Origin of the sequence: Shinella granuli, assembly GCF_004341885.1 — a bacterium.
Lineage (GTDB): Bacteria > Pseudomonadota > Alphaproteobacteria > Rhizobiales > Rhizobiaceae > Shinella > Shinella granuli.
Window position 1 is genome coordinate 100,154 of record NZ_SLVX01000021.1, and the last position, 13,609, is coordinate 113,762.

Annotated in this window: 13 protein-coding genes and 1 pseudogene; 3 read left to right on the forward strand and 11 right to left on the reverse strand. The window is 64.8% G+C overall.

What is annotated here, in order from left to right; translation table 11 throughout:
* Positions 1-29: 29 nt before the first annotated feature.
* From EV665_RS24935 to EV665_RS24950, 4 genes are all read right to left on the reverse strand, one after another.
* Positions 30-794 carry an amino acid ABC transporter ATP-binding protein gene (locus tag EV665_RS24935; protein ID WP_133036112.1) on the reverse strand — a complete coding sequence of 255 codons (765 nt, stop codon included), beginning with the start codon at positions 792-794 and terminating at the stop codon, positions 30-32.
* Entirely contained in the window at positions 791-1,450 is a 660-nt protein-coding gene (locus EV665_RS24940) for an amino acid ABC transporter permease (RefSeq protein ID WP_133036113.1), read from the reverse strand. Before EV665_RS24940 ends, EV665_RS24935 begins: the two co-directional genes overlap by 4 nt.
* A 2-nt stretch (positions 1,451-1,452) precedes the next feature.
* On the reverse strand, positions 1,453-2,103 hold the full coding sequence (locus tag EV665_RS24945) for an amino acid ABC transporter permease (RefSeq protein ID WP_133036114.1): 651 nt from the start codon (positions 2,101-2,103) through the stop codon (positions 1,453-1,455).
* A gap of 74 nt (positions 2,104-2,177) precedes the next feature.
* Entirely contained in the window at positions 2,178-2,963 is a 786-nt protein-coding gene (locus EV665_RS24950) for an ABC transporter substrate-binding protein (RefSeq protein ID WP_133036115.1), read from the reverse strand.
* Positions 2,964-3,175: 212 nt separating this feature from the next.
* Here EV665_RS24950 and pncB point away from each other — a divergent pair, with 212 nt between their 5' ends.
* Complete coding sequence (gene pncB / locus EV665_RS24955) at positions 3,176-4,480, forward strand: nicotinate phosphoribosyltransferase (protein WP_133036116.1); 1,305 nt, start codon at positions 3,176-3,178, stop codon at positions 4,478-4,480.
* A gap of 52 nt (positions 4,481-4,532) precedes the next feature.
* Here pncB and EV665_RS24960 read toward each other — a convergent pair whose 3' ends face one another.
* Positions 4,533-5,216 carry an aspartate/glutamate racemase family protein gene (locus EV665_RS24960; RefSeq protein ID WP_133036117.1) on the reverse strand — a complete coding sequence of 228 codons (684 nt, stop codon included), beginning with the start codon at positions 5,214-5,216 and terminating at the stop codon, positions 4,533-4,535.
* A gap of 7 nt (positions 5,217-5,223) precedes the next feature.
* On the reverse strand, positions 5,224-6,681 hold the full coding sequence (locus EV665_RS24965; RefSeq protein ID WP_162853156.1) for an MFS transporter: 1,458 nt from the start codon (positions 6,679-6,681) through the stop codon (positions 5,224-5,226).
* Between the two features lie 160 nt (positions 6,682-6,841).
* On the opposite strand from EV665_RS24965, the gene EV665_RS24970 reads away from it, so the two are divergent.
* The gene (locus tag EV665_RS24970) at positions 6,842-7,684 is read left to right on the forward strand and encodes a MurR/RpiR family transcriptional regulator (RefSeq protein WP_064333209.1); all 843 of its coding nucleotides are present in this window, start codon (positions 6,842-6,844) and stop codon (positions 7,682-7,684) included.
* 7 nt (positions 7,685-7,691) lie between these two features.
* Here EV665_RS24970 and EV665_RS24975 read toward each other — a convergent pair whose 3' ends face one another.
* The 5 genes from EV665_RS24975 to EV665_RS24995 all read right to left on the reverse strand — a co-directional run bounded on the left by EV665_RS24975 (position 7,692) and on the right by EV665_RS24995 (position 12,982).
* Entirely contained in the window at positions 7,692-8,972 is a 1,281-nt protein-coding gene (locus EV665_RS24975) for a type III PLP-dependent enzyme (protein WP_133036118.1), read from the reverse strand.
* Positions 8,965-10,488 carry an AMP-binding protein gene (locus EV665_RS24980; protein WP_380687839.1) on the reverse strand — a complete coding sequence of 508 codons (1,524 nt, stop codon included), beginning with the start codon at positions 10,486-10,488 and terminating at the stop codon, positions 8,965-8,967. The genes EV665_RS24975 and EV665_RS24980 overlap by 8 nt, the downstream gene beginning before the upstream one ends.
* Positions 10,485-10,742, reverse strand: coding sequence for an acyl carrier protein (locus EV665_RS24985; protein ID WP_133036119.1), 258 nt, complete (start codon positions 10,740-10,742; stop codon positions 10,485-10,487). Before EV665_RS24985 ends, EV665_RS24980 begins: the two co-directional genes overlap by 4 nt.
* A gap of 30 nt (positions 10,743-10,772) precedes the next feature.
* Positions 10,773-11,618: a hypothetical protein gene (locus EV665_RS24990; RefSeq protein ID WP_133036120.1), complete on the reverse strand. Its 846-nt coding sequence runs from the start codon at positions 11,616-11,618 to the stop codon at positions 10,773-10,775.
* Between the two features lie 275 nt (positions 11,619-11,893).
* Complete coding sequence (locus EV665_RS24995; RefSeq protein WP_133036121.1) at positions 11,894-12,982, reverse strand: hypothetical protein; 1,089 nt, start codon at positions 12,980-12,982, stop codon at positions 11,894-11,896.
* A 226-nt stretch (positions 12,983-13,208) separates the two neighbouring features.
* On the opposite strand from EV665_RS24995, the pseudogene EV665_RS25000 reads away from it, so the two are divergent.
* Positions 13,209-13,609 (forward strand): annotated as a pseudogene (locus EV665_RS25000) (hypothetical protein); the annotation flags it as partial.

Below are 13,609 nucleotides of genomic sequence, written 5' to 3' on the forward strand. Positions count from 1 at the left end.
AGGATGCGGTTTTCAGCGGCCGGAAAATTCTAGCCGTTGAGGAATTTCTTCAGGAAGCTGCGGGTGCGCTCCTGCTTCGGATTGCGGAAGAACTCGGCCGGGCTGCCCTCCTCCACCACGGCGCCGTCGGCCATGAAGATCACCCGGTCGGCGACTTCGGCGGCAAAACGCATCTCGTGCGTGACGATCACCATGGTCATGTGCTCGCTTGCAAGCTGCTTCATGACGAGATTGACCTCGTCCACCAGCTCCGGGTCGAGCGCCGAGGTCGCCTCGTCGAAGAGCATGACCTTCGGCTGCATGGCCAGCGCCCTCGCGATCGCCACGCGCTGCTTCTGGCCGCCCGAAAGGCGCGCCGGGAAGGCGTCGATCTTGTCGGCAAGGCCCACCTTGTCGAGCATCTTCAGGGCGAGCGCCCGCGCCTCGGCCTTCGCCATGCCCTTCAGCTTGATCGGGGCGATGGTGATGTTTTCCGCGACGTTCAGGTGCGGGAAGAGGTTGAAGTGCTGGAACACCATGCCCATCTGCTGGCGCACGCCATTGATGTGCCGCTCGAAGGAACGACGGTCAAGCTTTTGATTGACCTGCACACCATCGAGCCAGACCTCTCCACCGTCGAGCGTTTCGAGATGGTTGATCGAGCGCAGCAGCGTGCTCTTGCCCGAGCCGCTCGGGCCGATGACGGCGACGATCTGGCCCCGCGCCACGCTGAAATCGATGCCCTTCAGCACCTCCAGCGGCCCGAAGAATTTCCTGGCGCCGCGCACCTCGATCATCGGACGGGTATCGTTCATCGCGAAAGCTCCACTTTCCGTTCGATCCCCCTGAGGACCGCTTCGAGGATGAGATTGAGACCATAATAGAGGGCGGCGGCCGTCAGGTAGAATTCGAAGGGCCGGTAGGTCTCGCTGATGACGAGCTGGGCGCTGTGCACCAGTTCGGCGATACCGATCATCGAGACGATGGAGGATTCCTTCAGGAGCGCGATCATCATGTTGCCGACGGCGGGCACCGTACCCCGCACCGCCTGCGGCACGACGATGTAGATCCGCGTCCGCCAGGCGCCGAAGCCGAGCGAGCGCGCCGCCTCCGTCTGCCCCTTGTCGAGCGCGGCGATGCCGGCGCGAAAGATGTCGGCATTGTAGACGGCGAAATGCAGGCTGAGGGCGATGATGCCCGACCAGATGGCCGGAATGTCGATGCCGATCTGCACGAGGCCGAAATAGATGAGGAAGAGCTGCAGGAGCAGCGGCGTGCCCATGAAGAGCCACATGAAGAGGCGCACCGGATAACGCACGACCGGCGAGGCATAGAGCACGAGAAGGGCAAAGCCGATGCCGGCGAGAACGCTGAGCACGGCGGAGGCGGTGGAGATGACGACGGTCCACCACAGGCCCTTGCCGATCAGCGGCCAGTATTCGGGAACGATGCTGAAATCGAGACCCTGCATCTTCACGCCTCCCCGGCATAGGCGCGGTCGAGACGGTCGATGAGGAGCGTCAGGCCGTAGACCATGATCATGTAGAGCACCGCCGTCACCGCGAAGATCTCGAAGGGCTTGTAGGTGGAGCCGATGAAGCGCTGCGCCGTATAGGTGAGCTCCACCACCGAGATGGTGGCGACGAGCGCCGTGCCCTTGACCAGCGCCACGGCATTGACGCCGAGCGGGCGGATCATCAGCTTGGCGGCCTGTGGCAGCACGATCCAGCGCATGGACTGGCCCTCGCCGAAACCGAGCGAGCGCGCCGCCTCCATCTGCCCGCGATCGACCGAGAGCACGCCGCCGCGGATCGATTCGGCCATATAGGCCGCGATGTTGAGGCCGAGCGCGATGGCGCCCGCGGCGAAGGGTTCGAACTGGATGCCGACCTGCGGCCCGCCGAAATAGAGCAGGAAGATCTGGATGAGTGCCGGCGTGCCGCGAAAGACGCTGACATAGGCCGCGCCGGCGAAGCGCAGGGCCGCGACATGCGAGAGGCGGAGCATCGCGACCAGCGCCGCCACGGCAAGGCCGAGGGCAAGCGACAGCAGGGAAAGCTCGACGGTCGTCCAGGCCGCCTGGACGAAGACTGGGACAATGCGGCCGATGAGAGCGATATCCATTGCCGGATCCTCGGCGATCGGTCAGCCGGCCGGCAGTCTCCTGCCGGGCCGGCCCTTTGACAGGCGGGGAGAGATCAGCGGATATCCGCGCCGATCCACTTCATGGCGATGGCCTCGTAGGTGCCGTCGGCCATCATGTCGTCCAGCGCCTTCTGCATGGCGGCCTTCAGCTCCGGATTGCCCTTGCGGATGGCGATGCCGATCTGGTCCTCGGTCCCGGCGAATTCCGGCACGTCGAGCTTGGCGACCTTCTCGACCGTCTCCTTGACGGCGATCGACACCGGCACGGCATCGACGATCATCGCCTGAATGCGGCCGGCCTTCAGCTCGAGGAAGAGTTCCGGCAGGCCCTTGTAGGTGCGGATTTCCCAGCCGCCGCGCTCGCGCGCCCATTTCTCGTGGGTCTCTCCGAGCGTCACGCCGATGGTCTTGTCCTTGAGATCGTCGATCGACTTGATCTCGGACCCCTCGGTGACGAAGACGCCGCGGCCCGACTTGTAATAGGGACCGACGAAATCGACGGCCTTTTCGCGCTCCGGGGTGATGGTCATGCTGCCGATGACGGAATCGTACTTGCCGGCAAGCAGGCCGGCGATGATGCCGTCCCAGGCGGTGCTGACGCCGGCGCCCTTCACGCCGAGGCGCTTGGCGATCTCGTTGCCGATATCGACGTCGAAGCCGACGACCTGATTGCTGTCGTCGACGAAGCTGAAGGGCGGATAGGCGCCGCTGTTGGCGAACTTGAATTCCCCCGCGGCCTTGATGGTTTCAAGGTCGTCGGCGCTTGCCGAAAGCGGCGTCGCGACCACGCAGAAGGCAAGGCCGGTGGCCGCGGCATAGGACAGAATGGTCTTCAACATGTTGGTTCCCCTTTTTGGTTCAGGACCATCGCGGCAGCAATGACGCCCTTGCCGGCAACTATGTCGGCAAGCCCATGCATTTCGCAAATAGATATATAAAATACACTTCATAGTTTTTGGAAATGATCTCGCTGGCTTTCACGCCCAGGGGCTTGGCGCAGGGTGGGGATGATGCGCTATACCCGGAACCAGCATCGTTCAGGAGGAGCCGGATGGCCGTCACCGATTTCGCGACCCGCACCTACGACCACAATTTCCGGCTCGACCCGATCGTGCGCAGCCTGCTCGACACGGATTTCTACAAGCTGCTGATGTTGCAGATGATCCGCCAGTTGCATCCGGATGTCGCGGCGACCTTCTCGCTGATCAACCGAACGAAGAGCGTGCGGCTTGCCGAGATCATCGACGAGGGGGAACTGCGCGCCCAGCTCGACCATGCCCGCGGGCTCCGCTTCACCAAGAAGGAGCTGATCTGGCTGGCCGGCAACAGCTTTTACGGCAAGGCGCGCATGTTCGGGCCCGACTTCATCGCCTGGCTCGCCGCCTTCCGCCTGCCCGACTACGACCTGCGCAAGGTGGACGGACAGTACGAACTGCATTTCGAGGGGCCGTGGACGCATACGAGCATGTGGGAAATCCCGGCGCTCGTCATCATCAACGAGCTGAAATCGCGCGCGGCGATGCGCGACAAGGGGCTCTTCGCGCTCGACGTGCTCTATGCCCGCGCCAAGGCGCGGCTGTGGGAGAAGGTGGAGCGGCTGCGGCACCTGCCCGATCTCGTCATCTCCGATTTCGGCACGCGCCGCCGGCACGGCTTCCTCTGGCAGCGCTGGTGCGTGGAGGCGCTGAAGGAAGGGCTCGGCGAGCGCTTCATCGGCACGTCAAACGTGCTGCTCGCCATGGATGCCGATCTCGAAGCGATCGGCACCAATGCACATGAGCTGCCGATGGTCGCCGCCGCGCTGGCCGAGAGCGATGCGGCGCTGGCCGCCGCGCCCTACCAGGTGCTGGAGGAATGGCGGCAGCATTATAACGGAAACCTGCTGATCGCGCTCCCCGACGCCTTCGGCACCACCGCCTTCCTGGCCGAGGCGCCCGACTGGGTGGCGGACTGGACCGGTTTCCGCCCGGACAGCGCCCCGCCGATCGCCGGCGGCGAGCAGATCATCCGCTGGTGGCAGGACAAGGGGCGCGATCCGCGGGAAAAGCTGCTGATCTTCTCCGACGGCATGGATGTCGACACGATCGAAGAAACGTACCGGCATTTCCATGGCCGCGTGCGCATGAGTTTCGGCTGGGGCACCAACCTCACCAACGATTTCCGCGGCTGCGATCCGGATGGCGGGACGGGGCTCGACCCGATCTCGCTCGTCTGCAAGGTGACGAGCGCCAATGGCCGGCCGGCGGTCAAGCTTTCGGACAATCCCCTGAAAGCAACCGGCGATCCCGCCGAAATCGAGCGGTATCGCCGGGTGTTTGGCACGAAGGCCGAGCATGCCCGGCCGGTCGAGGTCTAGGGTTCAACGCAATTCCGGACGCAAACCGCTGCGCGCTTTTGCTGGAATGGATTCAGCTTTCCATCGCCTGCGGTGCCTTGCCGGTCTCGCTGATGAGGCCGATGATGCGCTCCACCGCCGAGGGGATCGGCCCCAGCACGGGCTGGTCGAAGCGCGGGCGGAGCTTTTCGGCCGCCTGGCCGAGCGGGCCGCCGCCGATGATGACCGCTTCGGCGCCGTCCTCCTCGATGCAGGCCCGCACCGCCCCGGCCAACGCCTCGCTGAGAAGCGCCGGATCGGCGGCAAGGGCAACGGGGTCGCCCTCGGTGCAGCGGATGCCCCGGTAGAGATGGGCAAGGCCGAGATCGTGCGCCCGCTGGTCGATGGCCTCGACCAGATCCGGCGTCGAGGTGGCGACGGCGAAGGCGCGGCCGCCCTGCGAGGCCTCGATCATCGAGGCCTCGCAGATGCCGACCACGGGGACGGCGACCTTGCGGCGAAGCTCGGCAAGGCCGGGATCGCCGAAGGCGCTGACGATGATCCCCGCGCAATCCCGCCCGTGCGCGGTGCCGAGTTCCACCACTTCGGCGGCGGAGGCGGCCAGTTGCCCGGGGGTGACGATCATGCCCGGGGCGCGGCGCGCGGTGACGGTCTTCACCGCCAGCCGCCCCGCCGCGGAGGCCAGCGCGATGGCGTGCATCATCTCGCTGGTGGCCTCGGAGCTGTTGGGATTGATCAACAGGATATGCGCGGTCATGCTCTTTTCAGGCTCCTGCTTTGGCGGGCTCGGCGACGAGGTTGTCGCTTGCCGTGGTGGCGTCCGCCCGCTGCGTGATATCCTCCATCGACATGCCGTAGGTTTCCGGCCCGAGGCGGATGCAGATGGCGAAGATGGCGTACATGGCCGCGGCAAGGCCGAACACGCCGCCCATGCCGTAGCTGTCGAACAGGGCGCCCGAGATGGTCGGAACGAACGAGCCGGCGGCCGAGCCCGTCGCCAGGATGAAGGCGACGCCGAAGGCGCGGATGCGGGTCGGGAAGAGTTCCGGCGCATAGATCCAGATCGACGTGTTCAAGAGAAGCACGAAGAACTGGAAGAGCGCGCCGAAGAACAGCACCAGATGGATGGTGGTGCCGAGATACATGATGGCGAGCGCGGCAAGGCAGGCGCAGATGGCGCCGACGGTCAGGACGCGCTTGCGCGGGAAGTAGTAGCCGAACATCGAGGCCGCGATGGCGCCGAGAACGCTGCCGCTCTGGATGATCATGCTGTAGAGCAGGCTGCCCTGCAGCGTGTAGCCCATCGAGACGAAGATCACCGGCATCAGGGTCAGGACGGAAAGCTGGGCGCCATAGCTCATCAGGATGGCGATGGACACCGGGACGATGCGGCCGAGGAACGGCGCGCGGAAGAGCTCCTTCCAGGCACCCTTGGCGCGGGGCGCATCCTTTTCGTTCTCCTTCGAGAGATATTCCCGCACCACGAGGTTCTTCGGCCGGAGCGAACCGGATTCCAGCACCGACAGCACCTTGTTCGCCTCGTCGATCCGCCCTTGCGAGGCGAGGAAACGCGGCGTTTCCGGCACATAGCGGCGGTAGAAGACGACCAGCAGCGCCGGCAGCGCCAGCGAGGCGAAGAGCCAGCGCCAGCTATCCTCGCCCGGGAAGATGCTGAAGATCATCAGGCCGTAGACGGGGGCAAGGAAGTTGCCGAAACCGCCCGCGCCGACATTGACGAGCCCGGCCGCCGTTCCGCGGAACTTCGGCGAGCAGAATTCCGACAGCATGGTGACGGCGGTGGAAATCTCGCCGCCGACGCCGAAGCCGACGATGGCGCGGGCGATGCACAGGAACATGAAGTCCGGCGCCAGCGCGCAGGCCGCCGAACCCAGCGAGAACAGCAGCAGGTTGATAGTCAGCATGACGCGGCGGCCGTAGCGGTCGCCGAGGATGCCGGAAAGCAGGCGGCCGATGGCCGCGCTGCCGAAGGTGATCGTGTTCAGCAGGCCGATATCCGTGCCCGTCAGGCCCCAGTGCTCCCTCAGGAGCGGGCCGGACACGCCGATCGTGTTCTGCTCGAAACTGTCGAACAGGCAGCCGATCAGCACCAGCGCGATGATCTGCTTGTGCGCGCGCGTCACCCCGATGCGGGTGAGCGCGCCTTCCAGTTGCCGGATGGCCGGCGATGACGTGCCGGACTGCACCATACCTTCTGCTGCCATGGTCTCCTCCTCTTGGCATCAGCATGAAAATTCATTTTCTTATAATACACATATGAAATCTGTTTTTCAAGAAACTTTGTGTCCGTGTCCAAACGGCATTCTTGCGAAGTCCGGCAAGTCCGTTACAAGCTTGATTTCGAAGTGAAAGGCGGTGGTTCCGATGGGCTCTACGGATCGTTCGTTCCTGTTTCGCGTGCGTGATGCGCTCGACGACCTGCATCCGGCGGAGCGGCGGCTCGGCGATTTCGTCTGCGACTTCCCGGGGGAGCTGGCGAGCTATTCGGCCTCGGAGCTTGCCAAGCTGGCCCAGGTCTCCAATGCAACCGTGACGCGGTTCGTCCGCCGGCTCGGCTATGAGAACTACGAGGAAGCGCGTCGCCATGCGCGCGACGAGCGGGAGACCGGCTCGCGCCTGTTCCTGTCCACCTCCTCGGATGCCGCTGGCGCCCAATCCGTCGGCGCCCATGTCGCGCAGGGCATCGCCAATCTCGAAGGCACGTTTTCCACGATCACCGACGCGCAGGTGGATGCGATCGCCGATGCGATCCTTGGCGCACGCAAGACCTGGGTTCTGGGCTTTCGCAGCAGCCACGCCTTTGCCGAATACCTGCAATGGCAGATGACGCAGGTGGTGGAGGACATCGTCGCCATTCCCGGCGCCGGCCAGACGCTCGGCGAACATCTCGTCAGCGTGACGGAGAAGGACGTCGCCATCGTCTTCGGCCTGCGCCGCCGCGTGGCGCAGATGGAAACGATCCTTACGGCGATCGAGAAGAGCGGCGCCAAGCTGCTCTATCTCACGGATGAAGGCGTCACCCACCGGGCGAGCGCCACCTGGCATTTCCGCTGTCAGACGCTGGCGCCGGGGCCGCTGTTCAACCACGTCTCGGTCATGGCGGTCTGCCACCTCATCACGACGCGCGCCATCGAACGCGCCGGCGCCGCCGGCCGCACGCGCCTGCGCGGCATCGAGCGCTTCGGCGATACGCTGGAAGAGCTGTAACGCCCCCTCACCGCGCGATGCGCTCGATCCGGCCGTCTTCCACGAGCGCTTCCGCCGGGGCCGGATGGGAGAGGAAATGCCCCGGGCTCGCCGTCAGGCCGTAGGCGCCGGATTGCAGCACGGCCACGAGGTCCCCGGCGGCAAGCGCCGGCAGGCCCGTGTCGCGCGCAAGCGTATCGAGCGGGGTGCAGAGCGGACCGACCACCGTGGCCGGCTGGTCCGGCGTGGCAGTCATATGCGCGGGGGCGACGACCGGATAGTTGCGCTTGATGACCTGGCCGAGATTGCCCGAGGCCGCCAGATGATGGTTCATGCCGCCTTCCAGCACGAGGAAGCGCACGCCGCGGGACGTCTTGACCGCGTTGATCTCGCTGACATAGAGGCCCGCCGGTCCGGCAAGGAAGCGCCCCGGCTCGACGACGGCGCGCGCCCCGGCCAGCAGCGGTTCGGAGCGCATCGATGCCGCAAGGTCGGGAATGGCGGCGGCAACGGCATCGAGATCGAGCGGCCTGTCGCCCTCGTAGTAGGGGATGCCGAGGCCACCGCCGAGATCGATCGTGGCGAGCGGCCTTCCGATCGTGCGGGCAACGCGCGCGGCCAGCGTGATGGCGTGCCGCCAGCTTTCGATCAGCGCCGCCGCATCGAGGATCTGCGTGCCGCCATAGACATGGATGCCGACGAGCTCGATGTTCGGCACGGCCGCAACGGCGGCGATCGCCGCATCGAGGTCCTCCTCGTCGAAGCCGAAGGCGGTCGCCTTGCCGCCCATGCGCATGGCGCCCACCTGGACGGCCGGGACCGGATTGATGCGCAGCGACGCACGGACGGGCCGGCCGATCGCGCGGAGCCGCGCGATCTCGTCCAGCCCCTCGATATGGATCTCGCCGATGCCGCCCTCGATCACCGCCGCAAGTTCCGCATGGCGCTTGCCGGGCCCGGCGAAGAGGATCTGCTCCGGCTTCGCGCCGGCGGCGATGGCCGCATGGTATTCGCCGAGCGAGGCGATCTCGACGCCGGCGCCCTCCTCGATGAACAGGCGGATGACGCCGCGGGCCGGATTGGCCTTGGCCGAATAGTAGATGGCGGCAAAACCGTCGAGCACGGCGGCCAGCCGGCGATAGGCCCGGCGCATGACGGCGCCGTCATAGATATAGGCGGGCGAGCCCAGTTGCGAGACGATCTCGCGCACGGAAAGGCCGCCGACATGGAGGTCGTCGCCCCGCACCTGGAAAAGCTCATCTGCAAGCGCATAGCCGTGGCGCGTCACCTTGACCGCGGGATCAGCCATTTTCCGTGCGCTCCCTCACAAGGTTCCGGTAGTCCACCTTGCCGTTCGGCGTCACCGGGAGAGCCTCGACCAGTTCCAGGTCCCGCGGCACCATATAGGCCGCGAGCATGCCCGCGACCGCCTGCAACACCGCCGCGACGTCGACATCCGGCTCCAGCGCCACGGCCACCGCATGGAGCTTCTGCCCGGCAAAGTCATCCGGCAGGCCGATGACGGCGACCTGGCGGAAGCGCCCGGTGCTCATGATCGCTTCCTCGACCTCGGACGGGCTGATGCGGTAGCCCGAGGACTTGATCATCGCATCGTTGCGGCCGATGAAGCTGAAGAAGCCGTCCTCGTCCTCCACCGCCAGATCGCCGGAATAGCAGACGATATCGCCGCCCTCGTCCCGCGGCCGGAAGGGGTTCTGGCGAAGCACCCTTGCCGTTTCCTCGGGCCGGTTCCAGTAGCCGAGGGAAACGGTCGGCCCGCGGTGAACGAGAATGCCGGGCTCGCCCGGCTTCGCGCGCCGGCCGTCCTCCGTCACGATGAAGATCTCGCATTCCGGGATCGCCTTGCCGATGGAGGTCGGGCGGCGGTCCAGTTCCTCCGGCGGCAGATAGGTCGAGCGGAAGGCTTCCGTCAGGCCGTACATCAGGACGACATTCGTCTGCGGCAGCATCCGCCTGAGATCGGCCACCGTCTGCGAGGGCACCGCGCCGCCGGAATTGGTGATGTAGCGCAGATGCGGCAAGGCGGTCCTGTGCAGAAGCGGCGCGGCCTTCGTCAGGATCGCCCAGATGGTCGGCACGCCGGCAAGGGCGGTGATCTCGTGGTCGCGCAGCGCGCGAACGATCTCGTCGCCGAAACGGAAGGTCAGGATGACGGTCACCGCCCCCTGCTCCACCGCGGTCAGGAGCTGGTTGAGGCCGTAGTCGAAACTGAACGGCAGGAGGGAAAGGATGCGTTCCTCCGGCGTGATGGCAAGATAGGTGCGCACGATGCGCGCGCCGGCGAGGAGATTGCGGTGCGACACCATCACGCCCTTCGGCCGTCCGGTCGAGCCGGACGTGTAGAGGATCGCCGCGAGGTCCTCGCCGATATTGCCGTCCTTCAGCGGCACCGTCTCCGCCTCCGCCATCTCCTCGACGAGGAGAATGCGCGCGCCGCTTGCCTCTTCAAGGCATTCGGCAACCATCGGCGCAAGCGCGCGGCTGGTGATGACGAGGCGGGCGGCGCAATCGGCGACGATGTGGCTGATCTGCCGGCCCCGCAACAGCGGGTTGACCGGCACGAAGACGCCCTTGGCGCGGCTTACCGCGAAAATGGCGATGCATTCCTCCATGCCGCGCGGCAGGAAGATCGCGGCGCGATCCCCGCGCTCGAGCCCTGCCGCAAGCAGCGCCGATGCGAAGCGATCCACCGCAATGTTAAAGCCCCGATAATCGAGCGTTCTTTCCCCGTGGACCAGCGCGCACCGCCCGCTTTCGGCATGGGGTACGAGGAGATGGTGGAGGAGGATGGGCGCCGCGGTCACATCCGCATCCGCGAAACGAAGCGGACGAGGCTTTCGGGTGTCGCCAGTTCCTGGAAATCGAAATCGTCGCCTTCGAGGGAAATGCCGAAACGCTCGCCGAGGAACATCACGAGCTCAAGAAAGCCGAGGGAATCGATCGCCCCCTCGAGCAAGGGCGTATCGGGCGTCACCGGCACGAGCGCGGGAAAACGCGTGCCAAGATAGGCAAGGACTTCGGCCTCGATGTCGCTGGCGGGAGCACTTGTGCTCTGCATCTCAATTATCCTCCGTCAGGTCCCGGCACACTAGACTTTCAGCAGTACGCGCTCGGAATAAAGTTCATCGATCTTTCGGGCGTCCCACTCCCCCCTGACCTGGTAACACATGCCGTTCCTCAGAAGGACGGAGTGCGGCAGACTGGCGCCTTCATCGACCTGGAGCGTCATGAAAGGCACGCCGCGGAGCATCAGCATCCGGGATAGCCCGGCCAGATTATCCATCACGAGATCTGTACTTTCGGCGAAGACGACACGGGCAGTGGGTATGTGTTTGCGTGGCTTGATATCGAAGACAACCGGACAATAACGCCCGGCCGCCGCGACGATCGTCACGATACAGCCCAGTTCGCGATGCTTCGCGAGGTCGCGCATCAACTCTTCGTGAATTGCCCCGTGAGGCACGGCCTCAAGCGCCATGAGCCTGTTCCGGCGGCGGCCGACGATGGCCGTCCAGGGCAGGACCAGAAGATGCACCTTGGTGTCGAACGTGCGGAAACCGAATCGGGCATTGACCTCGGCCGCGGCCTGCGTCGGCGTCAGGTCCGTGTAAACCGTATCCTCGTCGCGTAAGGCTGCGATCATCAGGCGGGCTGCCGACCAGCGATGGGCTTCCTCCACGTACCAGCTCGAAAGGTTCACGATTCTGCGGCCTGTGACCGTATCCTGCCGGGGAATCGCAAGCAGAATTCCGACGGGTTTTTCCCCTGCCATGAGGAACGTGCCGACCGACGGCTCGCCCAAGGTCCTGTTGTGATCGGCTAGGCGACGCAGCCCACGCTGCCAGAAAGCAAGCGAACGGGAGGGGAATCCCTCCCGCAAGAGTTTCGCAGCCGCCTCCAGGCAGCCTTCATCTATAGAACGAAGCTTCAGCATGTTCCGCGCAGACACCCATCTTTATCAAATTGTTCTATGGGTGAAATCTTCTGAAAGCGTAAATAGAGGCCTTCAGGTTACCGCAGCGACGCGTTGCGGCGCCGGTGCAAAACGACTTCCGGAAGGCTGTCAGGAAACTTTGAAGGATCGATCCGTTCGGAACATCTTGTGCCCCGCCGCGTCGAAAAACTTGTCGATATCCATTGATATCGGCTGCGATCCTTTCCTTGCGGAATACAAGATCCCGCGACGGCCCTGCGCCGCCGCGACACGCCTCAATCGAAACGATCCCCCATCAGCCGGCTCCAGTCCTCACCCACGAGCCCGTTGAAGAAGATGTCGCCGGCGCGGCAGGCCTCGACCAGGGCGGCCTCACGCGAGTGAACGACGGACGTCGCGGGAGGATAGGTGAAAAACATACGCCGGCCATACATCACTTCGACCAAGGCCGGCTGGGTCCGGCCGCGCAAACCGATCGCACCCCTTCGTGCCGCATCATATGTCAGGCAATCGAGGACCGCACCGGCCTGGCCGGGCCGGGCGAGAACCTGCAGAACGCGGGCCACTCCACCCGGCCTCAGGTGATACAGGAAAGCGCCGACCGGAACGCCGGCCGTCGTCGTCGCCTGGCAGAACACCACCTCGCCATAAAGGCTTTTTCGTTCGGCATCCGCCAGGATCGCGTCCAACTGCCCGTCCGCCCAATCCGGCCGAATCGTATAGTGCCGCGTCAGAGGCTCGACCAGAGCAGCGAATTGCTCCCGACCGATCTGAGAGGCCGAGAGGCTGCCCTGGCGCGCCGGGACGAGTGCCGTATGCCGGCGCAGGATATGGTCGATGCCGCGTGCGACCGGCATGATGAAGCGCGCCGCTTTCACCGTCCGCGCCGCCTTGTCGGCCGCAAAGGATGCAGGCCTGATGATGCGGGTCCAGTCGAGACTGTAAAATGGCAACGTGACGCTGCGCAAGCTGCACCACATGCGCGTCGAGACCGCGTTCGCCGTTCCGCTGAGGGTCAGATCCTGCGGACCGGCAAGGGCAGCCCTGAGCAGCCGCGCGCCCGCCATCGGAGCGGCTTCGTGGTCCTTCACCATGAGCGAGCCGCAGACCGCCGCGAGCAGGCTCCGTTCGCGATAGCGCATCCGCAACATGTTCACGCCGATGAAGCCGGTGATCGCGCCGGCGTCGTCTTCATGCACGAGCGAGTGAACCTCCGGTTCGAAGCCCGGCATTTCCAGATAGAGCCGACGCAGATAGGACACCAGTCCCGGCGGCGGGGCCGATGCCGGGTCGCGAAAGACGGTTTGGAACAATTGGGCGACATCCCCGATGTCCTCGGGTCGAAGCGGGCGGATTTCTGCCATGGTCGATCGTTCGGGAGGCCAATTCAGGAGTGCATGTCTTGCGAACTATCGCCCAAATTCATTCCGATCCGGTAAACGTGTCATCGAACTGAAATACACGCGCCGTTCCTCCCTTGCGGGACATCTTGCGAAGCAGGGCATTTGCAGTTCTACTGGCGCGACTCGATTGTCGTTCGAGATTCGCCGCTCTCGTATCCGAGTCCATCGCCATCACCTCGAGTAAGCCATGAGCTATGCCAGATCCACGCCGGATCAATCGCCACCGCTGAGCGCCTCCCGGCAGAAGACACTGGTCATGGCGATCTTCCTGTGCGCCGCTTTCTTCTTCCAGTTGCGATTCAACGTGTCGCCCCATGTGATGAACCTGTTCGTCACCTATACCGATACGGGCGGGGCCATCTACGAAAAGCTGCATTTCGGATCGATCGGCATCTTCCTGCTCCTGCCGTTCGCCGTCGCGTCCCGGCCTTTCGTCCTGCGCGGCAGCGACATCGTCTTGTTCAGGTCGGCGCTGCTGTTTTCCTGCCTAATGGGTTCTTCCTCACTTTGTGTGGTTAACAGACCCTTAGCATCGCACTTGCTATCTGCTGTGATGCGCACGAAATCAAAATGGTCACCCGGTCCAGG

Excerpts from the sequence above, each read along its gene's own strand:
- EV665_RS24990 (WP_133036120.1), bottom strand. The coding sequence starts at position 11,618 with ATGCTGAAGCTTCGTTCTATAGATGAAGGCTGCCTGGAGGCGGCTGCG.
- EV665_RS24965 (WP_162853156.1), bottom strand. The coding sequence starts at position 6,681 with ATGGCAGCAGAAGGTATGGTGCAGTCCGGCACGTCATCGCCGGCCATC.
- EV665_RS24945 (WP_133036114.1), bottom strand. The coding sequence starts at position 2,103 with ATGGATATCGCTCTCATCGGCCGCATTGTCCCAGTCTTCGTCCAGGCG.
- EV665_RS24985 (WP_133036119.1), bottom strand. The coding sequence starts at position 10,742 with ATGCAGAGCACAAGTGCTCCCGCCAGCGACATCGAGGCCGAAGTCCTT.
- EV665_RS24940 (WP_133036113.1), bottom strand. The coding sequence starts at position 1,450 with ATGCAGGGTCTCGATTTCAGCATCGTTCCCGAATACTGGCCGCTGATC.
- EV665_RS24960 (WP_133036117.1), bottom strand. The coding sequence starts at position 5,216 with ATGACCGCGCATATCCTGTTGATCAATCCCAACAGCTCCGAGGCCACC.
- pncB (WP_133036116.1), top strand. The coding sequence starts at position 3,176 with ATGGCCGTCACCGATTTCGCGACCCGCACCTACGACCACAATTTCCGG.
- EV665_RS24975 (WP_133036118.1), bottom strand. The coding sequence starts at position 8,972 with ATGGCTGATCCCGCGGTCAAGGTGACGCGCCACGGCTATGCGCTTGCA.
- EV665_RS24995 (WP_133036121.1), bottom strand. The coding sequence starts at position 12,982 with ATGGCAGAAATCCGCCCGCTTCGACCCGAGGACATCGGGGATGTCGCC.
- EV665_RS24935 (WP_133036112.1), bottom strand. The coding sequence starts at position 794 with ATGAACGATACCCGTCCGATGATCGAGGTGCGCGGCGCCAGGAAATTC.
- EV665_RS24950 (WP_133036115.1), bottom strand. The coding sequence starts at position 2,963 with ATGTTGAAGACCATTCTGTCCTATGCCGCGGCCACCGGCCTTGCCTTC.
- EV665_RS24970 (WP_064333209.1), top strand. The coding sequence starts at position 6,842 with ATGGGCTCTACGGATCGTTCGTTCCTGTTTCGCGTGCGTGATGCGCTC.